22 protein-coding genes and 1 riboswitch are annotated in these 24,154 nt (G+C 64.0%); of the genes, 14 read left to right on the forward strand and 8 right to left on the reverse strand.

What is annotated here, in order from left to right:
- Positions 1-153 precede the first annotated feature (153 nt).
- From JMY24_RS22330 to JMY24_RS22340, 3 genes are all read left to right on the forward strand, one after another.
- Complete coding sequence (locus JMY24_RS22330; protein WP_201702929.1) at positions 154-2,358, forward strand: VTT domain-containing protein; 2,205 nt, start codon at positions 154-156, stop codon at positions 2,356-2,358.
- On the forward strand, positions 2,355-3,131 hold the full coding sequence (locus JMY24_RS22335; protein WP_128597941.1) for an endonuclease/exonuclease/phosphatase family protein: 777 nt from the start codon (positions 2,355-2,357) through the stop codon (positions 3,129-3,131). The genes JMY24_RS22330 and JMY24_RS22335 overlap by 4 nt, the downstream gene beginning before the upstream one ends.
- 120 nt (positions 3,132-3,251) lie before the next feature.
- The gene (locus JMY24_RS22340) at positions 3,252-3,560 is read left to right on the forward strand and encodes a hypothetical protein (RefSeq protein WP_128597942.1); all 309 of its coding nucleotides are present in this window, start codon (positions 3,252-3,254) and stop codon (positions 3,558-3,560) included.
- A gap of 27 nt (positions 3,561-3,587) precedes the next feature.
- Here the strand turns inward: JMY24_RS22340 and JMY24_RS22345 are convergent, their stop codons facing one another.
- The 3 genes from JMY24_RS22345 to JMY24_RS22355 all read right to left on the reverse strand — a co-directional run bounded on the left by JMY24_RS22345 (position 3,588) and on the right by JMY24_RS22355 (position 9,011).
- Complete coding sequence (locus tag JMY24_RS22345; RefSeq protein WP_201702931.1) at positions 3,588-5,777, reverse strand: DNA-binding protein; 2,190 nt, start codon at positions 5,775-5,777, stop codon at positions 3,588-3,590.
- Positions 5,778-5,938: 161 nt separating this feature from the next.
- Positions 5,939-7,309, reverse strand: a complete 1,371-nt coding sequence (locus JMY24_RS22350) for a PQQ-dependent sugar dehydrogenase (protein WP_201702933.1) — start codon at positions 7,307-7,309, stop codon at positions 5,939-5,941.
- A gap of 37 nt (positions 7,310-7,346) precedes the next feature.
- On the reverse strand, positions 7,347-9,011 hold the full coding sequence (locus JMY24_RS22355; RefSeq protein ID WP_128598688.1) for an alpha-amylase family protein: 1,665 nt from the start codon (positions 9,009-9,011) through the stop codon (positions 7,347-7,349).
- Between the two features lie 48 nt (positions 9,012-9,059).
- On the opposite strand from JMY24_RS22355, the gene JMY24_RS22360 reads away from it, so the two are divergent.
- From JMY24_RS22360 to JMY24_RS22380, 5 genes are all read left to right on the forward strand, one after another.
- Positions 9,060-10,634 (forward strand): alpha-amylase family glycosyl hydrolase, encoded by a 1,575-nt coding sequence (locus JMY24_RS22360; RefSeq protein ID WP_201702935.1) that lies wholly within the window; start codon positions 9,060-9,062, stop codon positions 10,632-10,634.
- A 277-nt stretch (positions 10,635-10,911) separates the two neighbouring features.
- Positions 10,912-12,330: an ATP-binding protein gene (locus JMY24_RS22365; RefSeq protein WP_128598667.1), complete on the forward strand. Its 1,419-nt coding sequence runs from the start codon at positions 10,912-10,914 to the stop codon at positions 12,328-12,330.
- A 9-nt stretch (positions 12,331-12,339) separates the two neighbouring features.
- Complete coding sequence (locus JMY24_RS22370) at positions 12,340-12,708, forward strand: response regulator (RefSeq protein ID WP_128589018.1); 369 nt, start codon at positions 12,340-12,342, stop codon at positions 12,706-12,708.
- A complete protein-coding gene (locus JMY24_RS22375; protein WP_128589019.1) occupies positions 12,701-13,303 on the forward strand; it encodes a chemotaxis protein CheC in 603 nt (200 codons plus the stop codon). The genes JMY24_RS22370 and JMY24_RS22375 overlap by 8 nt, the downstream gene beginning before the upstream one ends.
- 56 nt (positions 13,304-13,359) lie before the next feature.
- A complete protein-coding gene (locus tag JMY24_RS22380) occupies positions 13,360-14,751 on the forward strand; it encodes a response regulator c-di-GMP phosphodiesterase, NosR family (RefSeq protein ID WP_128598666.1) in 1,392 nt (463 codons plus the stop codon).
- A gap of 42 nt (positions 14,752-14,793) precedes the next feature.
- Here the strand turns inward: JMY24_RS22380 and JMY24_RS22385 are convergent, their stop codons facing one another.
- Together JMY24_RS22385 and JMY24_RS22390 are read right to left on the reverse strand one after the other, a co-directional pair.
- Positions 14,794-15,279: a hypothetical protein gene (locus tag JMY24_RS22385; protein ID WP_201702937.1), complete on the reverse strand. Its 486-nt coding sequence runs from the start codon at positions 15,277-15,279 to the stop codon at positions 14,794-14,796.
- Positions 15,279-15,587 (reverse strand): DUF6566 family protein, encoded by a 309-nt coding sequence (locus JMY24_RS22390; RefSeq protein WP_128596858.1) that lies wholly within the window; start codon positions 15,585-15,587, stop codon positions 15,279-15,281. Before JMY24_RS22390 ends, JMY24_RS22385 begins: the two co-directional genes overlap by 1 nt.
- Positions 15,588-15,743: 156 nt before the next feature.
- On the opposite strand from JMY24_RS22390, the gene JMY24_RS22395 reads away from it, so the two are divergent.
- Positions 15,744-16,664, forward strand: coding sequence for a DUF72 domain-containing protein (locus JMY24_RS22395; RefSeq protein ID WP_128596859.1), 921 nt, complete (start codon positions 15,744-15,746; stop codon positions 16,662-16,664).
- A gap of 53 nt (positions 16,665-16,717) precedes the next feature.
- Here the strand turns inward: JMY24_RS22395 and JMY24_RS22400 are convergent, their stop codons facing one another.
- Positions 16,718-17,380 (reverse strand): UdgX family uracil-DNA binding protein, encoded by a 663-nt coding sequence (locus tag JMY24_RS22400; protein WP_128596860.1) that lies wholly within the window; start codon positions 17,378-17,380, stop codon positions 16,718-16,720.
- Between the two features lie 255 nt (positions 17,381-17,635).
- Between JMY24_RS22400 and JMY24_RS22405 the strand changes: the two genes are divergently transcribed.
- Positions 17,636-17,806, forward strand: coding sequence for a hypothetical protein (locus JMY24_RS22405; RefSeq protein WP_164862278.1), 171 nt, complete (start codon positions 17,636-17,638; stop codon positions 17,804-17,806).
- Here JMY24_RS22405 and JMY24_RS22410 read toward each other — a convergent pair.
- Positions 17,766-18,920, reverse strand: coding sequence for a GNAT family N-acetyltransferase (locus JMY24_RS22410; protein WP_201702939.1), 1,155 nt, complete (start codon positions 18,918-18,920; stop codon positions 17,766-17,768). The two genes, JMY24_RS22405 and JMY24_RS22410, sit on opposite strands and share 41 nt — an antisense overlap.
- Positions 18,921-19,229: 309 nt before the next feature.
- Here JMY24_RS22410 and JMY24_RS22415 point away from each other — a divergent pair, with 309 nt between their 5' ends.
- Positions 19,230-20,495, forward strand: a complete 1,266-nt coding sequence (locus JMY24_RS22415) for an acyl-CoA dehydrogenase family protein (protein WP_128596861.1) — start codon at positions 19,230-19,232, stop codon at positions 20,493-20,495.
- A gap of 90 nt (positions 20,496-20,585) precedes the next feature.
- Positions 20,586-21,104 carry an SLATT domain-containing protein gene (locus tag JMY24_RS22420; RefSeq protein ID WP_128586322.1) on the forward strand — a complete coding sequence of 173 codons (519 nt, stop codon included), beginning with the start codon at positions 20,586-20,588 and terminating at the stop codon, positions 21,102-21,104.
- A 10-nt stretch (positions 21,105-21,114) separates the two neighbouring features.
- On the opposite strand, the gene JMY24_RS22425 is transcribed toward JMY24_RS22420, so the two are convergent.
- Positions 21,115-21,816, reverse strand: a complete 702-nt coding sequence (locus tag JMY24_RS22425) for a YceH family protein (RefSeq protein WP_128596862.1) — start codon at positions 21,814-21,816, stop codon at positions 21,115-21,117.
- Between the two features lie 206 nt (positions 21,817-22,022).
- Between JMY24_RS22425 and JMY24_RS22430 the strand changes: the two genes are divergently transcribed.
- Together JMY24_RS22430 and JMY24_RS22435 are read left to right on the forward strand one after the other, a co-directional pair.
- A complete protein-coding gene (locus JMY24_RS22430; protein WP_128596863.1) occupies positions 22,023-22,595 on the forward strand; it encodes a lipocalin family protein in 573 nt (190 codons plus the stop codon).
- 56 nt (positions 22,596-22,651) lie between these two features.
- Positions 22,652-22,744: riboswitch (glycine riboswitch) on the forward strand.
- A gap of 169 nt (positions 22,745-22,913) precedes the next feature.
- Positions 22,914-24,125, forward strand: a complete 1,212-nt coding sequence (locus JMY24_RS22435) for a D-amino acid dehydrogenase (protein WP_201702941.1) — start codon at positions 22,914-22,916, stop codon at positions 24,123-24,125.
- Positions 24,126-24,154 lie beyond the last annotated feature (29 nt).

Genomic DNA, 24,154 nt, shown 5'->3' on the forward strand with positions numbered 1-24,154 from the left:
CAGCGCTCACTGCCGCCAAAATTTCAAAGGCTACCAAGCGCGACTACAAACCGCCGCCCGGTTGACACGCGAGAACGGCCGACGACAGCCCCCTCCCCGCCATGGAATGCCAATTGCGTCCGCATATATCTATTGACAGTCGCATGGACCGCCATGAGTGAACCCGACCCGATAGAATCCGAAGTGCTCGATGCGCCGTCGCGGGACACCGCGGACGCGCCGCCCGCCGTCCCGAATGGCGAGGTGATGGACACCCGTTCGACCTGCGAATGGATTCTGAAGGCGCACCGCGCGAGCGTGCTGATCGACGCCGCCTCCTACTACGCAGTGTTGCGCGAGATGATTCCGCGCGCGCGTCATTCGATTTTCATCCTCGGATGGGATATCGACAGCCGCATCGAACTCGTCCCCGGCGGCGTCAACGACGGCTTTCCGCCCAAGCTCTCCGAATTCCTGTGCGCCGTGCTCGACGCGAATCCGCAGTTGCGCATTTATCTGCTCGGTTGGGATTTTGCGATGCTGTATGCGTTCGAGCGCGAATGGCTGCCGTCCTACAAGCCCGCGTGGCACGGGCACCGGCGCCTTTCGTTCCGGCTGGACGGGCGTCATCCGCTGGGTGCGTCGCATCACCAGAAAATCGTCGTGATCGACGACAGCCTCGCGTTCACCGGCGGCATCGACCTGACTGGTTCGCGCTGGGACACGCCCGAGCACCGGCTTGACGATCCGCTGCGCAAGAATCTCGGCAAGACGAGTTACGAGCCGATGCACGACGCGCAACTGATGTTCGACGGCCCCGCTGCCGCCGCCATCGCGCATCTGGCCCGCGAACGCTGGCGCCGTTCGCGCCGCAGCGGCAACGCGGGCCGGCCGTTCAACGGCAAGCCGCCGCCGCGCACCGATTTGTGGCCGTCGGGCATCGAACCCGATTTCGCAGATGTCGACCTGGGTATTTCGCTCACCGAGCCTGCGTACGACGGCAGGCCCGCGATCCAGCAGGTGAAGGCGCTGCATCTGGCCACCGTGGCCGCCGCGCGCCGCAATATCTATATCGAGAATCAGTATTTCACGGCGAATTCGGTCGGCTCGGCGCTGCAAAAACGCATCGCGGAAGAAAACGGCCCGGACCTTGCGGTAGTCTGCCCTTACCGCCAAAGCGGCTGGTTGCAGGAAGCGACAATGGGCGTTCTGCGTGCCCGTCTGCACAAGCTGCTAAAAACCGCAGACAGCAACGGCCGCTATGCAATGTATGCGCCGGCCGTCGATGCCCCCAACGGTCGGTTCATCAACGTGCACAGCAAGATCATGATCGCCGACGAGCGTTTGCTCGTGATCGGCAGTGCCAATCTGAACAATCGGTCGATGGTGCTCGACTCTGAGTGCTGCATCGTCATCGACGCCCGTGACAATCCCGTCAGACAAGCAGCGATAGCACGCATTCGCAACCGGCTGCTCGCAGAACACCTCGATTCGAGCGAAGCCGACGTGGAGCGGGCGCTCGCGCGCCATGGCCGTCTCAACGCGGCCATTGCGAGCCTCAAGGGACATTCCGCGCGCACGCTGGAACCGTTGACGCCGGAGGTGCCGCCCGAACTGCGCGACATCGCCGATCAGGTTCACGTTCTGGATCCCGAAGCGCCGATCGCGGCCAATGAACTGCTCGCGCAGTTCTTGCCCGAGCCGACGCGTCGTCCCGTTATTGCGAAGCTGCTGGTGCTCGGCGCGCTCGCGCTCGGCGTCGTCGCGCTGACCATTGCGTGGCGCTTCACGCCGTTCGGTCATGAGTTGAGCTTCGCCAAGCTGAGCGCCGACGCACAACGGCTCGCCGCAACGCATTTCGGTCCAGTCGCGGTGGTCGCGATGTACGCAGTGGCCGCGCTGCTGTCGGTGCCGGTCACCTTGCTGATCGCCGTGACCGGGCTCGTGTTCGGCGCGATAGCCGGGGCGGCCTATGCGCTGGCCGGGACGCTGATTGCCGCGGCGGCGGGCTGGGCTGCGGGCGCCTGGCTCGGGCGCGACGCCGTGCGCGAACTGGCCGGCGAACGCCTGAACCAGCTCAGCGAACGGCTTCGCAGCAAGGGGCTGGTCGCAATGATCCTGCTGCGGCTCGTGCCGGTTGCGCCCTTTTCGATCGTGAATCTCGCGGCGGGCGCATCGCATATCCGCTTTTGGGACTTCATGGCGGGCACTGCGATCGGCATGGCGCCGGGCGTGGTGCTCGCGACGTCGTTTGCCCGTCAACTGGTGACGGCGCTCACGCATCCAACGCCGCTTTCGTTGCTGCTGGTCGCCGCGATCGGCGTCGCGCTCGTCTCGATGTCGCTTGTGCTGCGGCGCGTGCTGTTGAGGCGGCAATGAGCGGCCGCGCGAACGATACCGTGACGCTCGACGAAGCGCAGCCCGCGCCGCGTGTGCGAACGGTGCCGGCCCATGCGAGCGATGCGGGCCAGCCGCTGCGCATCGCCACGTACAACATTCACGGGGCCGTGGGCACGGACGGCAAACGCTCGGCGGCCCGTATCGCGCAGGTGATCACGGCTTTGAAGGCCGACGTGGTCGCGTTGCAGGAAGTGCCGCTCGGCGGCGCGGCGAGCATCGACGTGCTGCGTGAATTGCAGGACCTGACGGGCATGCACGCGGTGCCGGGGCCGACGCTGGACGGCCCGGACCGGCGCTTTGGCAACGCGGTGCTGACGAATCTGCCGGTGCGGGCCGTGCGCACGCTGGACCTGTCGTTCGGCAGCCGCGAAGCGCGCGGCGCGCTCGACGTCGACATAGAAACGGGCCATGGCGTGATGCGGATCGTCGCGACGCATCTGGGCCTGTCGGCGCGCGAACGCCGCGCGCAGGTGCGGCTGCTGCTGGAAGCGTTCGATACGCCCGATCTCCCCGTGATCCTGCTCGGCGATCTGAACGAATGGTTCGTTTGGGGATGGCCGCTGCGCGCGCTCCTCACGCGCTTTGGCCGGGTGGCCGCGCCGCGCACGTTTCCTTCGCGCTTTCCGACTTTTGCACTGGACCGCGTGTGGGTGCATCCGGCCACGCGCCTCGTCGATATCGAGGTGGATCGGAGCGAGCCGGCGCGCGTCGCGTCGGATCATCTGCCGCTCGTCGCGCGCGTGCTGCGCTGAGCACCGATACCCGGGTGTTCGCAACCGTGCAGGCCAAGGCTGATGGAACGGCGCGTGCTGCGTCTGCAGTACGCATTGCACGTAAATGCCGTTCGTGACGACCCAGCCAGGAGATGACCCATGACCGAGCAGCAAGACGCTACTTCCTCTTCTTTGAGCAGCGACCCCGCCACACCGCCCTCGCCGTCGACGCCTTCGCAAGAGGGCTTGTCGGGGCCGGGACCGGCTCAGCCACGAGCGGTCCCGACACCGGCGCCGGGCACGCCGCGCACGCCGGGCGGCAATCAGCTCAACGCGATCGACGAAGCCGATGCCGACAAGGTCGTGCCGAAGGACCCAAAAGAGACGCAACTGCGTGACACGACCTCGCCGCCGGGCGCGGGCAGCCACAGCGTCGACGACGACGGGTCGCCGCCCAAGCCGTTATAAGCACGAGGCTGGCGACGCGCCGACGCGTCACGCTTCGATCTTCGATATGACCGCGGTTGCCGGATCGTACCGATAGCCCTTCTGTTCGAGGCGCTCGGCGAGCGTCGCGCTAATGAGCTTTTGCTGCGCGTCGCGCGAAACCAGATCGTGATCCGGCTTCAGCCGTTCAAGCTCGGACGACAGCCGTCGTAGCAGCGCGACCTCCGCCGCGCTGCGCGCGTCGAGGAAGGTCACCTTCTGATTTGTCGCGCTGAGCCGCTGCTTGAGTTCCTTTGCATGCGCGACCCACTGCTCGGCCAACGCGCGAAGTTCGCTGTACGCCTTCTCGTGGGCCTTCGCCTGACTGGACATCTGACGGCGTAACGACGCGATTTCGTCGGCCATCACCGTTTCCTTCGATTCGGATTCCGGTGACGGGCTATCCGGTGACGGGCTATCCGGCGACAGACGCTGTTGCTGAGCCTGTTCCAGTCGTTGCGTGTGTGCTGTTTCAAGCTCGGCAAGCTGGCGCTCGAGGTCTGCGGCGCGCTGTTCGGCCGCCTCGGCGCGGCTCGCCGACGACGATGCCTGCTCTGCGAGCCGGCTCGTCTCCGCCGTCGCCGTCGCATTGGCTTCACTCATGGCGACGAGCTGTTCGCGGGCGGCATCGAGTTCCTGTTGCACACGTTCGACCTCGGCGCGCTGGGCGGCCGCTTCGTCGCCGTGAGCCGAGTTCGCCTCGCGATGCGCCGCCAGTTCCGCGCGGGCCTGATCCAGTTCGGTCTGCAACGCCGCAAGCTGCGCGAGGCTTTCGCTCGCCTGAAGCGCCGCGTCCTGCGCACGCGACGACGCCGCCCCAGATTCCTCCGCCCATCGCTGCACTTCTCGCGCGTGTGCCTGGCCGGCCTCACCCAGCGTGGCCGCCTCGTGGCGCGCGGCATCGCGCTCTTCGATAAGACGTGCGATTTCCTCATCCTTGGCGATGGTAGCGCTGCTCAACGCTTCGCGCGCCTGACGCTCTTCGTTCAGGGATGTTTCGGCGGCTTGCAGCCTGGCTTGCGCTGCCGACGCACGCTCTTCTGCCTCTGCAATGCGTGCTTGCGCCGCCGATGCGTGTTCCTCGGCGCTTTCTTCGACATGGGTAACGCGCGCTTGCGCGGTCGTCGCACGCTCTTCGGCCTCTGCGACTTGCGCCGCCGCGCCGGCTGCCCGTTCATCTGCCTCCGCAATGCGCGCCTCTGCCGCCGAGGCGCGTTCCTCGGCCTGTGCGCCGCCCGCTTGCGCCGCTAATGCGCGTTGCTCTGCCTCTGCAACGCGCGTTTCCGCTGTCGAAGCGCGCTCTTCGGCTTGCGCGAAACGCGCCTCTGCCGTGGCTGCCCGCTCGTCTGCCTGTGCAACGAGCGCTTCTGCTGCCGACGCCCGTTCCTCCGCCTCCCTGATGCGCCGCTCGGCGTCCGCTGCCCGCTCCTCAGCCTGTGCGGCATGGGCCTGCGCGGTTGCAGCCAGCTCCTCGGCCTGGGCGACACTCGCTTCCGCAGCCGAAGCCCGCTCCTCGGCCTCTGCAACACGCGCCTGCGCAGCCGAAGCACGCTCCTCAGCCTCTGTAACGCGCGCCTGCGCAGCCGAAGCCCGCTCCTCGGCCTGGGCGATGCGCGCCTCAGCCGCCGCTTCGCGCTCCTCGGTCTGGGCCACGCGCGCTTCCGCCGCCGCAGTGCGGTCCTCGAGTTCGGCGACGCGCTCGTCAGCGGCTTTCGCCCGGTCCCGCAACGCCGAGAGTTCGGTCGCGAGGCGATTCACCGCGTCTTCCGAAATGCTCAGCGCGTTCGTGAGCGTCGCGACCCGCTCGCGCGCCAACTCCGCTTCGGCCAGCGTGTTCTGGTACTCGACTAGCGCCTCGTCGCGCTCCGCGGCAATCGCACCGGCGTGCTCGCTTGCCACGGCAAGACGCTGATTGACGACGCGCTCGGCTTCCTCCCGGGCGCTGGCCCACACATTGCCCGCGGCGTTCAGCATGGTTTGGGCAACGTCGTCCGGCAAGCCGGTCGCCACAGGCGCGGCATCCGGCGCGGGCTGCCGCGCTGCACGCCAACGCTCGAGAGCCACGGACACGGCGACGATCGAGCCGCTGCGCACCTCTCCCCAGACCGCCAGCGCGGAAACCTTCTTGCCTTCGCCAACCATGCGGTCCGCAATGTGAGCCACCTGTTCATCGGTGACGGTGTCTGTTTCCATGGACATGAACGCCTCGAAATTCAAAGTAAGCAGGCGGAGATCGAGCCTTCCGCGCCATCGGTAGTGGGCGGTATTTTACCGGGCAATTCCGGGAGGCTACGCCAGGACGTTCCGAGGCGGCCCGCTCCTCGCACGCGGCCTTGCCGTGTCGCATCCGCGCTCAAGCGTCAGGTGCCGCTGTAAACGACTTTCCAGACGACGTTGCCCACATCGTCGGCGACATACAACGCGCCCGCCTTGTCGACAGCGACACCGACCGGCCGCCCCAATGCATGCCCGTCCGCGCTCAGAAAGCCGCTTAGAAAAGTCTCCGGCATCCCTGCTGGCCGGCCATCGGCGAACGGCACGAAAATGACCTTATAGCCGCTATGCTGCTTGCGATTCCATGACCCATGCTGGCCGACAAATGCGCCGCCCCAGTAATGCGGTGGAAAACTCTTGCCGGTATAGAACACCAGTCCGAGCGACGCGGTGTGATTGCCGAGCGCATAGTCCGGCGCGAGCGCGCTGGCTACCTTGTCGGGGCGCTGTTCTTTCACACGCGTATCGACATGCTGCCCATAGTAGCTATAGGGAAATCCGTAGAAGCCGCCGTCTTTCACCGCGGTCATGTAGTCGGGCACGAGATCGTCGCCCAGTTCGTCGCGCTCGTTGACCGCGGCCCACAATGCGCCGCTATCGGGTTGCCAGTCCATCCCGTTCGGATTGCGAAGGCCCGACGCGAACACGCGCGAGCGCCCGGTCGCAAGCGTGAATTCGAGGATGAGCGCGCGGCCCTCTTCCGCCTGAATGCCGTTCTCCGCGACGTTGCTGTTCGAGCCGACCGTGACATACAGGCGCTGTCCGTCGCGGCTCGCCACGACATTCTTGGTCCAATGATGATTGATCGGCCCGGCAGGCAGATCGGCCACCTTCTCGGGCGCCGCGGTGATTTGCGTGTCGCCCGCGTGGTACGGAAAGCGCAACAGCGCGTCGGTATCGGCGACGTAAAGAGAGTCGCCGACGAGCGCCATGCCGAACGGCGAGTGAAGCCCCGAGAGGAACACCGTGCGGCTCTGTGCGCTGTCGCCCTGACCGCGCAGCAGCACGATCCGGTCGGGGCTCGGCACGCCCGCGCCCGCGCGCTTCATGACCTGCTTCATCACCTGTTTGCGGATCCAGCCGACGATGCCCTGATCCTCGTCGTGCTCAGCCGGCGCATTACTCTCGGCGACGAGCAGATCGCCGTTCGGCAGCACATACACCCAGCGAGGATGGTCGAGTCCGCTCGCGAACGCCGTCACCTTGAAGCCTTGCGGCGCAACCGGCACGCTTTGGCTGTCGCGCGCCTGAACGGGCGCGATGTTCACCGTCGGCAGCAGCGACGTTTGCGGCGCGGGCAGTGGCGGATTCGGACCCAGACCGGTGTCGCCGATATCGGCCGCCCCGGACGCGCAGGCAGCGAGACTTAAAGTGACAGTCAGCGAGAGACTCAGCGCGAGTATCCTCGCGATCCCGCTCAGCCGCGTTTTGCCAGATCCGGCGTGTTGGTTATTCATCGCATTCGCCTGCATGTTGCGGACTCCGTAACTGTGTCTAGATTTCGCTGCGCTTTAACAGATAGTCGAGCCCACCGACCCGATACCATCGGTAGCCATACGGTTCGAGTACGACCGCGTGGCGGCCGTCGTCCTCCTCTTCGCTGTGGTCGTCGGAGAGAAGGTTGATGAGCCGGTTCTGGCCCGGCTCGTTGCAGCCGGAGCGGAATTTCACCGTGCAGGCCTCGGCGCAGAAGTTGTGCAGGCACAAAACCGAGTTGTTGCGCCAGTCGAAACGAAGCGCAAGAACGTCGCTGCGCGAGGTGCGCAGCACGGCGAAGTCGCCCCAACTGATTTCGGGCACCTCGCGGCGCATGCGGATCATCCGCTCCATCCAGTTCAGAAATGAATTGGGATCGCGCCGCTGGCTCGCCACATTGACGCGCTCAAAGCCGTAAGCGCCGCCGCTTATCACGCGGCAAGGCGGCTTCGCATGCTTGGTGAAGCCGCCTTGCGGTTCCGTCGACCATTGCATTGCCGTGCGCGCGCATTCGCGCTCGGGTAGTCGCAGGTCGTCGCCCATGCCGATTTCGTCGCCGTAACGGAAAACGGGCGTGCCGGGCAAGGTCAGCATCAGGCTGTAGGCAAGCTCGAGCCGCCGCCTGTCGCCTGCGAGCATCGGCGCGAGTCTGCGGCGTATGCCGCGCTCGTAGAGTTGCATGTCGGGCTCAGGCGCGAACGCCGCAAACACGGCCTCGCGCTGTTCGGGGCTGAGGCGGCCGAGATCGAGTTCGTCGTGATTACGCAGGAACACGCCCCACTGCGCGGTCGCCGGGCGCGGTCTGGTCGCCGTGAGCGCCTTTTTCAACGGTGCCGTGTCGCCGGTTGCAAGCGCGTAGAACGTGTTCTGATTGAGCTGGAAGTTGAACATCATCTGCAGGCGTTCGCCTTCGTCGCCGAAATACTCCAGATCGGTATCGGGCAGCACGTTGGCTTCGGCGAGAATGATCGCGTCGCCCTGACGCCATTGCAGGAACTCGCGAAACTCGCGCAACATGTCGTATTGCTCGACGGGCTCGCGCACCTTCGGGCCTTTCGTCGCAATGACGAAGGGCACGGCGTCCATGCGGAACCCCGAGACGCCGAGCTGGATCCAGAAGCCCATGATCTTCAGCAATTCGGCTCGCACATACGGATTCGCGGTATTCAGGTCCGGCTGGAATTCGTAGAAGCGATGGAAGTACCAGCGCTTCGCCTGCTTGTCGAAAGTCCACGTCGACTTCTGCACGCCGGGAAACACCACGCCGTCCTTCGCATTGGGCGGCTGCCTGTCCGACCAGACATACCAGTCGCGATACTGCGAATCAGGATCGCTGCGTGCTTCCCGGAACCAGGGGTGCTGATCGGACGTGTGATTGACCACGAGGTCGATCATCACGCGCAAGCCGCGCTCGCGGCACGCGTGTGTGAACTCGGAAAAGTCGCCGAGCGTGCCGTATTTCGGATCGACGTTGTAATAGTCGGAGATGTCGTAGCCATTGTCGCGGCCCGGCGAGGGCTGGAAAGGCATCAGCCAGATCGTCGTGACACCGAGCCCTTGCAGGTAGTCGAGCCGGCGCAGCAGGCCCTTGAAGTCGCCGACACCGTCGCCATTCGCGTCCATGAACGTGCCCACTGAAAGGCAATAGACGATGGCGTTCTTGTACCAGAGGTCGTTGAGCATGCGGTCTGTGTGTGGCACCAAAACAATCGATCGTTGAGGGAAATTGCAATGTCGGAACTCGCATGGTGGCAACGCGGGGTGATCTACCAGATCTATCCGCGCTCGTTTCAGGACAGCAACGGCGACGGCATCGGCGATCTCGCGGGTATTACTTCGCGCCTTCCGTATCTCGCCGAGTTGGGCGTCGATGCAGTCTGGCTTTCGCCGATCTACCCGTCGCCCATGGCCGACTTCGGTTACGACGTCGCCGACTACTGCGATATCGACCCGATGTTCGGCACCCTCGGCGACTTCAAGCAATTCGCGGACCGGGCTCACGAACTGGGTCTGAAGGTGCTGCTCGATTTCGTGCCGAACCATTCGTCGGACCGGCACCCATGGTTCGAGGAAAGCCGCTCGTCACGCGACAATCCTAAGCGCGACTGGTACTTGTGGCGCGATCCCGCGCCCGATGGCGGGCCGCCGAACAACTGGCTAAGCCGCATGGGCGGCTCCGCGTGGGAATGGGACGAGCGCACCGGCCAGTACTACTACCACGCCTTTCTGCGCGAGCAGCCGGATCTGAACTGGCGCAACCCGCAGGTGCGCCGGGCGATGGACGACGTGTTGCGGTTCTGGCTGGATCGCGGCGTGGATGGCTTTCGCGTCGACGTGCTGTGGCTGCTGATCAAAGACGCGCAGTTCCGCGACAACCCGCCCAATCCGGCGTATGAGCCGGGCCAGCCGGATCATCATCGACAATTGCAGACTTACACCGAAGACCAGCCCGAAGTGCATGAGATCGTGCGCTCCATGCGCGCCACGCTCGACGAATACGGAGAGCGCGTATTGATCGGCGAAATCTATTTGCCCGTTTCACAGTTGGTCAGGTACTACGGCGCGAACGGCGATGGCGCGGACATGCCGTTCAACTTCCAGTTGCTGAATGCGGCGTGGAACGCGGGCGAGATCGCTCGCATGATCCGCGATTACGACAGCGCGTTGCCCGAACACGCGTGGCCCAACTGGGTGCTGGGCAACCACGACAATCCGCGCGTGGCGTCGCGCGTGGGAGCGGCGCAGGCACGCGTGGCGGCGGTGCTGCTCCTGACGCTGCGCGGCACGCCGACGCTTTATTACGGCGATGAAATCGGCATGACAGACGGGCTGATTCCGCCGGATCAGGTGCAGGACCCGGCCGAGATCCGGCAGCCCGGCATCGGCCAGGGACGCGATCCGGAGCGCACGCCGATGCAATGGGATGCGGCGCTGCCGGGTGCCGGTTTTACAAACGGCAGGTCATGGTTACCGATCTCGACAGACACCAGCGTGCACGCCCAGGACAGCGACGCGTCGAGCATGCTGTCGCTCTATCGCCGGCTGCTCAGGTTGCGGCGCAGCAACCCGGCGCTCGTGCAGGGCGCGATTGAAAACGTCGCCGCGTATGGCGATGTGCTCACTTATGAGCGGCACTATCGCGGTCAGCGGTTATTGATCGCGCTGAATATGGGTGCAGCGGATGCGGTCGTTCAGTCGCGCCCGGGCGTGGTGCTGTTATCGACGGTCGCGGGCCGCGAGGGGCAGGCGCTTTCGGAAGGCGGTTATCGTCTTTCCGGTGCGGAGGCGTTGATCGCCGCTATCTGACGTTGACGACGACTCGCCCAGCCTGCGCCCTTTCGATGTATGCCGAAGCAACGTTGACGCTTCAACCATCCTCCCGACCTTAATCCCCTGCGCCGCCTACCGTGCGTTCGCCATCGCCAGCCTGCCATGCGCTTTGACTCAGGGTAAATACCGCTTAGTGCCGGTGCCTGACGCTCCGTTAATTCACTCATGGCAGCGACGCCGGTCTTCAGAGCATGAGCGCTCTTGCGGCCCGCGATCACACGTTGCCGGCGTTGTCATTTCACGGGCCTTCGGGGTGAAAACCAATCTGTCGGAAGCTATTGTCGAGCGGGTGAATTGCGGTCTTTTTACGGTCGACCGCGAGTTGCGCATCGTCACATGGAATCGCTTCATGCAATCGCACAGCGGACGTTCAGCGCAGTCCGTGGTCGGCGAAAATCTGTTCGACACTTTTCCGGAACTGCCGCGGCAGTGGCTTCAAAGAAAGATCGAAGGCGTGTTCGTATTGGGCACGCCCGCTTACTCGTCGTGGGAGCATCGGCCGTATCTGTTCCGTTTCGAGCATTCGCGTCCGATCACTGGCACGATCGACGCGATGCGCCAGAATTGCAGCTTCATTCCAATCGAGGACGAGCACGGCGAAGTGGTCGCGGTCGGCGTCGCGATTGTCGATACGACCGATGTCTGCATCGCGTACGGCGAACTACAGGATCGCGAGAAAGCGGTCACCAGCGCACTCGCCGAATTGACCGTGCGCAACGAACAGCTCACCTCGCTTAACGAAGAACTGGAGCATGCGCACCAGCAATTGCTGCAATCGGAAAAACTGGCCGCGATCGGTCAACTTGCGGCGGGCGTCGCGCATGAGATCAACAATCCGGTCGGCTTCGTGCTGTCGAATCTGAACACGCTCGACGGCTATGTGAAGACGCTGATCCGTTATGCAGCGGACATCGAGCGCATGGTAAGCGAGGCCGCGCCCGCGCTGAAGAACGACATGCACGCAATCACGGAACAGGCGGACCTCGAATATCTGCTCGGCGATGCACCGACGCTCGTACAAGAGTCGAGAGACGGACTCGCACGCGTACGCACCATCGTGGTCGATCTGCGCGACTTCTCGCGCATCGACAGCACGCATGTATGGGAACGCGCCGACATTCACCGCTGTATCGAGTCGACGCTGAACATCGTCCATAACGAAGTGAAGTACTGCGCCCAACTCGTCCGCGAATATGCTCAGATACCGTTCGTGCACTGCATCCCCTCGCAGATCAGCCAGGTGGTGCTCAATCTCGTGGTGAACGCCGCGCAGGCCTACGGCAGCAATCACGAGCAGCACGGCGCGCCGCTCGGCACGATCACGGTGCGCACCGGCATGGATTCGGCCGATCCGTCACGTGTGTGGTTCGAAGTCGCCGATGCGGGGTGCGGGATCCCGCCCGAACACCTGAAACGTATCTTCGACCCGTTCTTTACGACGAAGCCCGTTGGCCAGGGGACCGGCCTCGGTTTGTCGGTGACCTATGGAATCGTCAGCGCGCATCGCGGCACGATCTCCGTGGTCAGTACCGTGGGCCGTGGCACGACGTTCCGCGTCACGCTGCCGGTCGATGGCTCCTTGCGCGAAGAAGCCGCCAATCCCGAGGCGCTTGCGCAATCCGCTCCACTGGATGAAATCGCGCTGCCGGCGCAGTTGCCCGCAGCCACGTGAGGTGAACCCATGCCATTGCCCGTCCTCGTTGTCGACGATTCGACGCTCGCCCGCAAGCTATTGATCCGCTCGCTGCCCGAAGGCTGGGACATCGAAATTACCCAGGCATCCGATGGAGCGGCCGCGCTCGACCTTTATCGCGCCGGCAAGGCCGCGGTGATGTTTCTCGACCTGACCATGCCGGTAATGAACGGCTTCCAGGTGCTCGAAGCGGTCCAGCATGAAGGACTCGACACATTCGTGATCGTCGTGTCGGCGGACGTGCAGTCCGGCGCTGTCGAGCGCGCAAAGGCGCTCGGCGCGATCGGCTTTGTTTCCAAGCCGGTATCGCCGGAGGCGATCCGGCCGATTCTCGCGGAGTACGGTCTCCATGAATGAACCGATTCTGAACGAAGACCAGCGCGACGCATTGCAGGAAATCTGCAACGTCGGCATGGGCAAGGCCGCCGCGGCGTTGGCAAAACTGCTCGGCGCATTCGTTACGCTTGCCGTGCCTGATATCCGGCTCGTCGGCGTCGAGCAGTTGCGCGTCCTGCTGGCCCCGCAGGCCGACGGCGAATTGCCGCCTGTGCGCCAGGCGTTCCAGTCCGACATATCCGGCGAAGCAATCGTGCTCGTCGGCAAAGACGGTCAGCGCGAACTGCAACAACTGATGGGGCATGACGTCGGCGACCCCGACGCCGAAGTAGAAGTGCTGTGCGACATCACGAACCTGCTGGTCGGCGCATGTGTGCGAAGCGTCTTCGAGCAGTTGGGGTGGCATATCTGCTTTTCGCAACCCACTCTGTTGCCGCCTGCCGGGAACAAACAGGGCGGACTGGTGCCTGGCGGCCGGTGGCAGATGGCGCTGTTGCTAGAGATTCACTTCACGATGGAGGAAGGCGGCTTCGGCGCGCGCATGGTGCTGCTGCTGCCGGATGCGGCCATTCGCGGAATGATGGAAGCGCTCGACCACTTTCTCGAGGCGCTGTAGTTCGGGCTAATGATGCAATGCGCGCTGCGACGCGAAAATAATCAATGAGGATGACCATGTCCGACCTTCAGGCAACCGGCAATTCGACGAGCCCCGCCGACCCGCGCGTTGAATCTTCCAATGGGGGTAGCTCGCCCCTTCCCACGCTGTTACTCGTGGACGACGAGCCCGGCGTGATTTCGTCGCTCAAACGCCTGCTGCGGCCGCTCAAATACGAAGTGCTCAGCGCGAACAGCGGCGCAGAGGCGCTTACCCTGCTCGAATCCGCGCACGTCGACGTGATTATTTCCGACATGCGCATGCCGAACATGGACGGCGCAGAGTTTCTGTCGCGCTCGCGGACCGTTGCGCCCGACACGATCCGCATTCTGCTTACCGGCTATTCCGAGGTCGAAGCGGTCGTGCGCGCTGTCAACGAAGGTCATGTCTATCACTATCTGCACAAGCCGTGGGACGACCAGGACCTGCTGCTCACGGTCAAGCGCGCGCTGGAACAACTCGCTCTGCAACGCAAGGCCGAGCGGCTAACAGCGCTGTTGCAGGAGCAGAACGAAAAGCTGTCGTCGTTCAACATGGAGCTTGAGCGCGAGGTCCATGCGCGCACTGAAGAGATCCGCCAGACGGTGATGTTTCTCGAAGGCGCCGAGCACGACCTGAAGAGCAACTTCCTGACGATGGTGAAGGTGTGCGCGAACATGGTCGAAATGCGCTGCGGCCTGCCCGGTCATTCGGCACGAATCGGGGAGACAGCGAGGCAGATCGGCGCCTCACTCGGCCTGAGCGACTACGCGTGCAACGAACTACTAATGGCGGGGTTGCTGCACGGCATCGGCAAGCTGTTTCTGCCCGACGCGTTGCTAAAGACGCCGGTCGCGAAGCTGCAACCGCAGGAAGCGAAGCTCTACCAGCTTCATCCTCTGCATGGGCAGATGGCGCTTTCGCCTGTATCGCAATTGAGCGCGGTGCAGACCATGATCCGCCACCAGTACGAGCGTTACGATGGACGCGGGACGCCCGATGGCCTCGTCGGCGGATTGATTCCGTTGGGCGCGCGCGTGCTCGCGTTGGCGCGCGATGCCGAAGACTTGCGCATCGGCGTCATTGCGCCGCAAAAGATGAACGACGCGCAGATCATTTCGACAGTGCGCGCGCAAACAGGTATTCGCTACGACCCGACGATTGCGGAGAAGTACATCGACTTGCTGACTCAGCATGCCGAATTGACGCCCGAAGGCGTGCCCGACCGCGTGGATGCCTCGCAACTGAAAGAAGGGATGAAACTAGCCGACGATCTGCGCACGGCGCGCGGCACGCTGCTGATGACGAAAGGCAAAGTACTTTCCGCCGAGCAGGTCACGCAAATCCGGCGCTTTGAGATACACGAGGGCGAGCCGTTCGTGATTCTCGTCGAGCACGCGGCGGATGCCCGCAAGGCGCAAGCAGCGTGAGCGTACGCTCGTACGTTGCGGTGCGGTGCTCCGAATTTCACCTCATTCGTCGCGAGTTCCGCGGCACAGTGCGGCTGCTGCAAAGCCCGCAGCAAGCGCGGCGTACACGTAAAACATCGAGCGCTTGGATAGATGCGCTTCGAATCCGGGCGTGAGACGGCTCGGCACCGCGTGATAGTCGACGGCATAGGCAACGGCCGCTGTCGTCGCCGCGGCAGCTGCGACTTCCCCAATGCGAGGGCTGCGATTGACGTGGCATTGCCAGCGGTCGAGCAGTCCCTCGAACAGCACGCCCCAAAAGATAGCCGACGCCTGATGAATCGCGAGACCCGTGAGCGTAAAGCGCGCACTCAAGCCGGTTTCCGTAAACGCGCGGCGCGGCCACAAGCAATGGGTGACCGCGTTGAGCGGCGCGTACGGCGTGCTGCCGTCGTTGCAGGCCCGAGCGGCTGCCGTCACGGCGGCGGCGCTGCCCGCCGCGGTGCCCGACACCGACGCGCGGCATACGAGATTGGCGAGGCGGTTCATCAGCTTTCTCCCGATCCGTGCGCCGAATCTTCAAGGCCGTGACCGGCGCTGCTTCGGTCGACGAGGTAGCAGCCGCGCTCAACGCCGTCGCGCAGTGCCTCGGCCTGTGTCGTCCATTCCGGCGTAACCGGCTCGACGTCGGGTAACGCAAACGGCTTGCCGTCGACGGACGCCTCGATTTGCGCGACCCAAGCGCCCCGGTCGTTCTGCTTTGCACTTACAACAATGTGCACGCCGCGATGCGTCACGCGCAGGGTGCCGTCGCTATGCGTCTCTAGGTCCGTGCTGCGGGAATCGGTGCCTTCCATGCGTGCCTCCGAATGGGTTTGCCAGATACGTTCGTGCTACGTGGAGTGCCCACACGCGCTGCTCGATATGCATGTGCAGCAACGCATGTGCCGCGCGATGGCACGGCCATTGCTCGCCGGTGATTCAACAGACCTCTAGCCCATTCGAGCATTAACGTGAAAAGCGCCGCAGGCCAGATTCACATAGGCATTTCCGGCTGGCGCTATAAAGGATGGCGCGGCACCTTCTATCCAGAAGGACTGAAGCAGGCGACCGAATTGCAGTACGCATCGGGCCTCATGCAGACGATCGAAATCAATGGCACGCACTACAGCCTGCAATCGCTCGACAGTTGGCGGCACTGGTACGAGGAAACACCGCCGGGTTTTATTTTCAGCGTGAAAGGCGCGCGCTATCTGACTCACCTTCTGCGGTTTCGCGACGAAACGGCGACCGTCGCGTGCGCGAATTTTTTCGCCCAAGGGCTGCTCGCTCTGAAAGACAAGCTCGGGCCGATACTGTGGCAGTTTCCGCCCTCGTTGCGTTTCGACCCGCAGCACATGGAGCGTTTCCTGACCCTGCTGCCGCGCGACACAGAAGCCGCGCTTTCGCTCGCGCAGCAGCACGATCAGCGAGTCAAGACACCGTATCTGGAAATCGACCGCAAGCGCAAATTGCGTCATGCGGTGGAAGTCCGTCATGAGAGCTTCGTCGACCCCGCGTTCATCAAGCTGCTTCGCCGTCATAAGGTCGCGCTGGTCGTGTCCGATTCGACCGAAGCATGGCCGCAGTTCGAAGACCTGAGCGCGGGCTTCGTATATATCCGGCTGCATGGCACGGAAACCAGGTATTCAGGCGAATACTCGGATGCATCCCTCGAACGGTGGGCACGCAGAATCGAGTCGTGGAGCCGCGGCTCGCAGCCAGCCGATGCTCGCCTCGCCGCACCGGATCTGCAGCCGCCTCGCGCGGCAACGCGCGACGTGTACTGCTATTTCGACAACGACGCAAAGACCAATGCGCCCTTCGACGCGCAACGGTTGATGGAGCGCCTGGGGCTGCACGCGCACCAAGGTAGCGGCATGAAGGCCGCATAACGGGTGGTGGCCCCATGGCGACATCCTGGCGGCCAGACAACGCCGGCACGCCTCTACTTGTCCCGCTGTGAGAGTTTCCTGGCGTTCTGCAGCGCGGCGACAATCGCGGCGTATGCGCGATGCCGGGTCTCAGGATCGGGCGCACGCAACGCAAACGACGGGTGATACGTCGCGACCACCAGACGGTCGCCATGTTCGATCACTTTGCCGATCGCATCCTGTAAGCGCGATTTTGGATCTTCGAGCACGGCCCTCAGCGCGGTCGCGCCCAACGCGACAATCACATGAGCGCCCACGCTCTCCAGTTCGCGGTCGAGCCAGTAGCGGCATGCATCCACCTCGCGTTGCCCCGGCGTTTTGTGCATGCGGCGCTTGCCACGCGGCGTCCATTTGAAATGCTTGACCGCGTTGGTCACATAGACTTCCTTCCTGCCGACGCCGGCCTCCACGAGCGCATCGTCGAGTAATGCTCCGGCCGGTCCGACGAAGGGCAAGCCTTGCAGATCTTCCTTATCGCCGGGCTGTTCGCCCACCATCATGATCGGCGCGCGGCGCGGGCCCGCGCCGGGCACAGCTTGCGTGGCGTTGGCCCAAAGCGGACAGCGGCGGCACTCGTCGAGCGTCGCCGGCTGCTGGTCGGGATCGACCTCGGGCCCGGCTGGTCGGTCGCCCTCCACTGCCGGCGCGCGTCGGGTTGTTCGCTTAGTCGTAACCATGGTTCGTCGCGTCGCGCTTTTTGTGTGCGGCAGATACCGTGGCGAAGCAAAGCGCATTCCGGTACCAGTCGCGCGGTACGCCGGGGTCAGGCGCGCAATGTGCTTGGATATAGTCCCGCTGATTGCCTGGCGGCGGTGGCATTGGGCACACCCGGCCGCCGATTCGGGGCAATGGCAGCGGCTCATCGGCGCGCACGGTAAATTCTGCACGGCAGGCAACCGTCGCCATCAGCCGAAACTACAAGGAGAAAAACGATGACTCTGCTTATCTACCTGGCCGGATGGATCATTTTCATTGGCGGCGTCGCGTGGGGATTGATGGCTCTACATGTCGCGCAGCACATTATCGCGATCGTGGCCGTGATTCTTTTCGGCATCGCCGTGATTACCGGCGCGACGCGAGCGCGGAATCGGGATCGGTCGTAGCGGTATCAGCCGGCCCGCTCGCGCGGGCCGCGAGTGCGCGGGCGAGCCGGCGCACTCGAATTGCCAGCATTCCCCAGTGCGAGTTGACGATCTGCGTGGTCCATGCCGTAGACGCTTCGCCGCGCGCCCAGTAGGCTTTGAAGCGCTCCGCGCCGACGCCGAAGTCGAGATCGAAGCCGTTGTTGAACGCCCACTTCACGCATTCCTCGACCGCGATCAGACCGGGGCAGCATCTGCCGTAGTACGGATCGTAGCCGGCAAAAATCGCGCTTGCCCACGGATTGCCGAGGCTCACGATAATGCCCGCCACCGGCGCCTCGTTCAGCGTGACGACGATCAGGCGCGCCATTGACGGCACATCGGGCGAATAGATCAGCTTGCCCAGAAAGCGCTCGAACTCGGGCGAGTCGAGCCACACGCTGCGTTTGCCGACGCGGTCGCTCCAGCTACGCTTGCAGTTGAACATCCATTCGATGATCGACGCGGTCTCGCCCTCTTCGGCCGGATCGATTACGCGCACGGCAACGGTGCCTTCTTTCGACAAACGCTTGACGAAGCTGCCGGGCCGCTTGCCGAATAGCGTGCCAAGCGATCGGCAATACTCGTCCCACGTGCCCTGCCCGCGCAAGCGTGCTGCCGACGCCTGGTGAGGCTCGGTGAACAGCACTCGGCGTTCGCGCGACACGAGCTTGTGGAGATCAAGCGTCTCGCGAACATACGGCATGTGAATGAAATCCGCGCCACAGCGGCGGCGCGCTATGTTCCATGCGCCTTCTATCAACGCCGGGGCCGATGCGTCGTCGGCAACCAGCACGCTCGTGTAGTCGCCGCCTTCGGGTCCGAGCGGCACGAGATACGTCCATAACGCACGCTTGGCTGTTTCGAGCGGCCAGATCATTACGAGCTGGCCGTCTTCGCGACACACGATGCATTTGAGCATGCGTCCGTGCGGCTTCGACACATGCTGCCATGCGAGCCAGCAGTAACTGAACGACTGATAGTAGTAGCCTTGCGCACGCATCCACAGCGCGTCCCATTCTGGCTGTAGCGCGCGGAATTGCGCTTCGTCGGTAATGATGTCGTAGTGCCGCGTGCGATGGGTTGTCTCGTTCATGCGGTCTCACAGAATGCCGGATACGGTTGCCGCTTTTGCACCAGTGTTGACCCGCGAACGACGGGGCAGGCGCAAGCGGCCGCCCCGGGTTCAAGCAGGTATTGCGAGCATGCACCGCGCGCCTCGCAGCGTGTGTGCGGGGCCGCACGCTGTGCTGGTCGTGCCGGTCATGAAGCGCTATGCGGCAGCAGGCGCTGGAGCCATTTCGCTCCTGCTGCTAAGAATCGGCCAAATGCTTCGTTGCTCACGGCGCATCTGATGCCGTACCGTTGACGGATTGCGCATTGCGCGCCTCAATACGGAGAATCCATGTCCGCGCCCACATCGCATGACAACCCGGCCCCTGCGGCCGGCATCGCCGACGCCGCACAGCTTTTCGACGACAACGCGCTAACCCGCCGTTTCGCGCCTGTCTTCGCACGGATCGCGCAAGGCGCGGTGCATCGCGAACGCCATCGCGAGCTTGCCTACGAACCCGTGGAATGGCTGCGCGAAGCCGGCTATACGAAGTTGCGCGTGCCGAAACAATACGGCGGCGAAGGCGTGTCGCTAAGCGAATTTCTCGCGCTCGTCACGCGCCTTGGCGAAGCGGACTCGAACCTGCCGCAAATTCTTCGCGTGCACGGCGGCTTCATCGAATCGCTGCTGGAATATGGCGACGACGCGTTACGCGACCGTTGGCTCTCACGCGTCGCGCAAGGGCAGATAATCGGCGGAGCGGTGGCCGAGCGCACGGCCGTCACGAACAACAGCGTGCGCCTGACGCAATCGGGCGGCGCGTGGTATCTCGACGGAGAGAAGTACTACACCACGGGCACGCTGTACGCAGACTGGGTGGATGTGACCGCGCACGACGGACAAAGCGACGTGCGCGTGCTGGTTGCCAGCGGCACGCCGGGCCTGGAACGTATCGACGACTGGGACGGCTTCGGCCAGCGTCTGACGGGCAGCGGCACCGCGCGTTTCAATCATGTGCCTGTCACGCGAGAGAACGTGTACCGGCGCTACGACGCGTCAGCACCGCGCCGCAACAGTGTGCTCACCTCGTACTACCAGGCGCTGCACGTGGCGAACCTGGCTGGCATCAGCCGTGCCGCCCTGCGCGATGCAGTAGCGTTCACGCAAGGCAAGACGAGAACCTTCGGTATCCCAGGCGAATCGAGTCCGCGCGACAATCCGCTCGTGCATCGCGTGGTCGGCCGGCTTGCGAGTCTCGCCTATTCGACGCAGAGTGTTAGCGCGTCGCTCGCGCGGGCCATCGACGAAGTATTGGTCGCGCGACAGGAAGGACGCACAACCGAAGAGACCTATATTCGCCTCGACATTCAGACCTTTCAGGCGCAGCAGATCGCCATCGAGCAGACCTTGCAGGCCGCCACGCTGCTCTTCGAAGTGGGCGGTGCATCCGCGACCAGTGAAACGCGGCGCTTCGACCGCTACTGGCGCAATGCGCGAGTGCTCGCGTCGCACAACCCCGCCATCATTCGCGAGGCCGCCATCGGTGACTTCTACCTGAATGGCAACGCGCACAACGAGCGCTTCGGCATTGCCCGGCCGACAGCCGAGGCCGCCTGACAGGCAGCGCGCCAAGCCGCGCTTTCATGTGGCACAGTAGCGTCAGTGCATGCGCGCGGGGCGCGGCACGCAACTGCCCTGACGAGCCCCATGAAGAACCTGCCAGCCTATGAGCCGCCAGTCGATGAACAGCAGCTTTTGCTGAAATGGATCCGGCGAGCGCGCGAATCGCAAATGAGCCACTACGACATGGCCGATCTGTTGTCCGCACGCGACCGCCAGGTCGGCTGGCTCGTCACCGTATTGGCAGCGTTCGTGGGCACGGCGGTGTTTGCATCGCTGAACACGAACGCAGTCTCGCTGGAGATCAGGATTCTGGTCGGCCTCGTGAGCGTGATCGCCGCGGTGTCGTCTGCGTTGCAAACGTATATGCGTTATGCGGAGCGTGCAGAAAAACATCGCGCGGCAGGCGCACGTTATGGCGCGGTGCGGCGGCGGCTCGAATCGGTTTTTGCGGGCGACGCCGACGCACGCGACGGCCACTATCTGACCGCGATTCGCGACGAACTCGACCGGCTTGCACAAGACTCGCCGAATGTGCCGCCGCGCAACTTTTACCGTACGCAGCGAGCGTTATCCGTGGATCCGCGCCGCGGCACCGACACCTGAGCGGGCGGCCTCAAGCATCGAGATCGTTCGCGTCGATGCCTAGTTCGGCAGCCATGCGCCGCACCACAGCCTGAAGGCGGTTGACCTGATCGGCGAGCCGTTTCTGCTCGGCCTTCACCGCTTCGAACGTGGACAGCGGCACGGTTTCTTCCTCGCCGCCGCCCGGTTGCGCGAACTCGCTCAAGCTCACTTCACCGCACAGCAAGTGCATCCATCTATTCTCGCGCTCGCCCGGCGTGCGAGGCAGCTTGACGACACGCGGGGGATCGTTCGCGGCGAGTTCGTCGAGGAATGCCTCGACCGAGGAGATATCGGCAAAGCCATGCAAGCGCGCGCTGTTCAGGCGCAATTCCGCGGCCGTCTGCGGGCCGCGCAGCAACAACGTGGTCAGTAACGCTGCGGACTGGCTCGGCAGACCGAGCACGCGATTCATGTTGTGCTCGAAGCGCGGCACGCGGCTGCTGCTGCCTTCCATCACGAGGCTTAGCCGTTTCAGACCGTCGAGCGCGGTCAGCACTTCGGCGTCGGTCGCATTCATTACCGGCGAGCGGCCGGTCTTCTGATTGCAGCCCAACGTCAAAGCATTGAGCGACAGCGGATAACTGTCGGGCACCGTGTGCTGTTTTTCGACGAGCACGCCAAGCACGCGCCCCTCTAGCAAGGTCAATGCGCGGATGGCAGGACGGGACGGAGCGTCGGGAGTCGAATTCATTTGATGTAGCGGCATGTGCCGATGTGGTCGTGGATAACACGCCTTACCATCGCTCTGCGAGGTGGCACTTTTCTGGTAGTGGGCACTATGATAACGGCCCGAGCGGCTCACGGCGCATGAATCGCCGCAGCGGACCAGGGGCGCGCGCCCCTGCGCTGGGCACGCGGTCTGCTCTCTCATCGTCTTTCTCGACACGGAGTGTTTCAATGCCGATGCGTTCACAGTCGGTCCTGCGCGTGAGCGCTATCTCCCTCGCGGTGGGCGCCGTTTGCCTGCTCGGCGCCTGTGCGCTGAGTCCAGGCGGCAAGAGCGGCAACGCGCGCGTGCCCGAGCCCGCCAAGCCGGTCGACCTCGGCCGCTATCTGGGCCGCTGGTACGAGTTCGCGCGCTACGAAAACCGCTTCGAAAAAGGCTGCGAGGCGGTGACCGCCGACTACGCCGCGCGTGAAGACGGCCTGATCGACGTGACCAACAGTTGCCGCAAGAATGGCGTTGAAGGGCCGCTCGACGTCTCGAAGGGCCGCGCCAAGGTGGTAGCCGGATCGGACAACGCGAAGCTGAAGGTGTCGTTCTTCGGCCCGTTCTTCGTCGGCAATTACTGGGTGCTGGATCACGCCGACGACTACAGCTGGTCGATCGTCGGCGAACCTGGCGGGCGCTACCTGTGGATTCTGACGCGTGAAGCCAAACCGGCCGCCAGCGTGAGAGATGGATTGATCGGGCGCGTGCGTGCGCTCGGCTACGACACGTCGATGTTGCGCGTCACGCAGCACGGCTAGCCCGTTAGAAAACACTTGCCGGAAGAAATTTTGCCCGGTATCGTCGTGGCGTTCTGCAAAGCAGCGCGGGAGAGATCGTCCGAAGGCAGGGCGACGCCGACGGAGCAACCGCCCCGGAAACTCTCAGGCAAAAGGACCGCGCAGCAGGAACATCTGGAGAGCGGCGCCGCGCGCGCCCACCGAAGGGGATTCCCGCACACGGCCAGCGCTTTCGCGCACCGCCGGGAAGAAACTCTCAGGTACATGGACAGATGGGGCATCGGCACCGGTTTCGCATGAAATCGAACCCGGTGATGCTCAACTACTCTGGACCATGTCATGTCACGAATCGCCATTATCGGCGCCGGCATTACCGGCGTTACGACTGCGCACGCCCTCGCGCAATGCGGCCACCACGTCACCGTGTTCGAACGTCACCGCTATGCGGCGATGGAGACCTCGTTCGCCAACGGAGGCCAGCTATCGGCCAGCAATGCAGAAGTGTGGAACAGCACGGCCACGGTTCTGAAAGGCCTGCGCTGGATGTTCACGCGCGACGCCCCGCTGCTGCTCAATCCCCTGCCCACGTGGCACAAGTATTCGTGGATGGGCGAATTCCTGCGGCAGATTCCGCACTACCGTGCGAATACCGTCGAAACGGTGCGGCTTGCCATCGCCGCGCGCGAGCATCTCTTTTCGATCGCCGAGCAGGAAGGCATCGACTTCGATCTGGAACGGCGCGGCATTCTGCACGTCTACAAGACGCGCAAGGAGTTCGACGCGGCGGCCAAGGTCAATGACCTGCTGCGCGAAGGCGGACTCGAGCGCAGCGCCGTGACGTCGAGCGAATTGCAGCGCATCGAGCCCACGCTGCACGGCGATTTCTACGGCGGCTTTTTCACGCCGTCCGATTCGACAGGCGACATCCACAAGTTCACGCGCGGTCTCGCCGATGCATGCGTGCGCCACGGCGTGCAGTTCCATTACGATGCAGAAATCACGTCGATCGAGCAACCCGCCGAAGGGCGCTTCTCGCTCACAGTCAATCTCGAAGGCGAGACGCAGCGCTTCGGGTTCGAGCGGATCGTCGTGTGCGCGGGCGTGAAAAGCCGGCATTTTGCGGCGATGCTCGGCGACCACGTGAACGTGTATCCGGTCAAGGGCTATTCGATCACCGTCTGTCTCGACGATCAAACGAGCAGGCAGCGTGCGCCGTGGGTCAGTCTGCTCGACGACAGCGCGAAGATCGTGACGAGCCGGCTCGGCGCGGACCGTTTTCGCGTCGCGGGCACGGCGGAGATCAACGGCTTCAATCGCGATATCCGTTCCGACCGGATTGCTCCGCTAGTAGACTGGACCCGGCGGCATTTCCCCGAGGTGTCGACCGCGCGCGTGATTCCGTGGGCAGGCTTGCGGCCGATGCTGCCGAGCATGTTGCCCAAGGTCGGACGCGGAAAGCGGCGCGGCGTGTTCTATAACACGGGGCACGGCCACCTGGGCTGGACGCTGTCGGCCGCAACGGCGCAGGCGGTGGCGGGCGCGATGGAGTAGCCTGCCGCCAGGAAGACGCGGCATCTGCT

Origin of the sequence: Paraburkholderia kirstenboschensis (assembly GCF_904848585.1) — a bacterium.
GTDB classification, from domain to species: Bacteria; Pseudomonadota; Gammaproteobacteria; order Burkholderiales; family Burkholderiaceae; genus Paraburkholderia; species Paraburkholderia kirstenboschensis.

Coding starts and splice junctions, on each gene's coding strand:
- JMY24_RS22330 (WP_201702929.1), top strand. CDS start 154: ATGAGTGAACCCGACCCGATAGAATCCGAAGTGCTCGATGCGCCGTCG.
- JMY24_RS22335 (WP_128597941.1), top strand. CDS start 2,355: ATGAGCGGCCGCGCGAACGATACCGTGACGCTCGACGAAGCGCAGCCC.
- JMY24_RS22340 (WP_128597942.1), top strand. CDS start 3,252: ATGACCGAGCAGCAAGACGCTACTTCCTCTTCTTTGAGCAGCGACCCC.
- JMY24_RS22345 (WP_201702931.1), bottom strand. CDS start 5,777: ATGTCCATGGAAACAGACACCGTCACCGATGAACAGGTGGCTCACATT.
- JMY24_RS22350 (WP_201702933.1), bottom strand. CDS start 7,309: ATGAATAACCAACACGCCGGATCTGGCAAAACGCGGCTGAGCGGGATC.
- JMY24_RS22355 (WP_128598688.1), bottom strand. CDS start 9,011: ATGCTCAACGACCTCTGGTACAAGAACGCCATCGTCTATTGCCTTTCA.
- JMY24_RS22360 (WP_201702935.1), top strand. CDS start 9,060: ATGTCGGAACTCGCATGGTGGCAACGCGGGGTGATCTACCAGATCTAT.
- JMY24_RS22370 (WP_128589018.1), top strand. CDS start 12,340: ATGCCATTGCCCGTCCTCGTTGTCGACGATTCGACGCTCGCCCGCAAG.
- JMY24_RS22375 (WP_128589019.1), top strand. CDS start 12,701: ATGAATGAACCGATTCTGAACGAAGACCAGCGCGACGCATTGCAGGAA.
- JMY24_RS22380 (WP_128598666.1), top strand. CDS start 13,360: ATGTCCGACCTTCAGGCAACCGGCAATTCGACGAGCCCCGCCGACCCG.
- JMY24_RS22385 (WP_201702937.1), bottom strand. CDS start 15,279: ATGAACCGCCTCGCCAATCTCGTATGCCGCGCGTCGGTGTCGGGCACC.
- JMY24_RS22390 (WP_128596858.1), bottom strand. CDS start 15,587: ATGGAAGGCACCGATTCCCGCAGCACGGACCTAGAGACGCATAGCGAC.
- JMY24_RS22400 (WP_128596860.1), bottom strand. CDS start 17,380: ATGGTTACGACTAAGCGAACAACCCGACGCGCGCCGGCAGTGGAGGGC.
- JMY24_RS22405 (WP_164862278.1), top strand. CDS start 17,636: ATGACTCTGCTTATCTACCTGGCCGGATGGATCATTTTCATTGGCGGC.
- JMY24_RS22410 (WP_201702939.1), bottom strand. CDS start 18,920: ATGAACGAGACAACCCATCGCACGCGGCACTACGACATCATTACCGAC.
- JMY24_RS22415 (WP_128596861.1), top strand. CDS start 19,230: ATGTCCGCGCCCACATCGCATGACAACCCGGCCCCTGCGGCCGGCATC.
- JMY24_RS22420 (WP_128586322.1), top strand. CDS start 20,586: ATGAAGAACCTGCCAGCCTATGAGCCGCCAGTCGATGAACAGCAGCTT.
- JMY24_RS22425 (WP_128596862.1), bottom strand. CDS start 21,816: ATGAATTCGACTCCCGACGCTCCGTCCCGTCCTGCCATCCGCGCATTG.
- JMY24_RS22430 (WP_128596863.1), top strand. CDS start 22,023: ATGCCGATGCGTTCACAGTCGGTCCTGCGCGTGAGCGCTATCTCCCTC.
- JMY24_RS22435 (WP_201702941.1), top strand. CDS start 22,914: ATGTCACGAATCGCCATTATCGGCGCCGGCATTACCGGCGTTACGACT.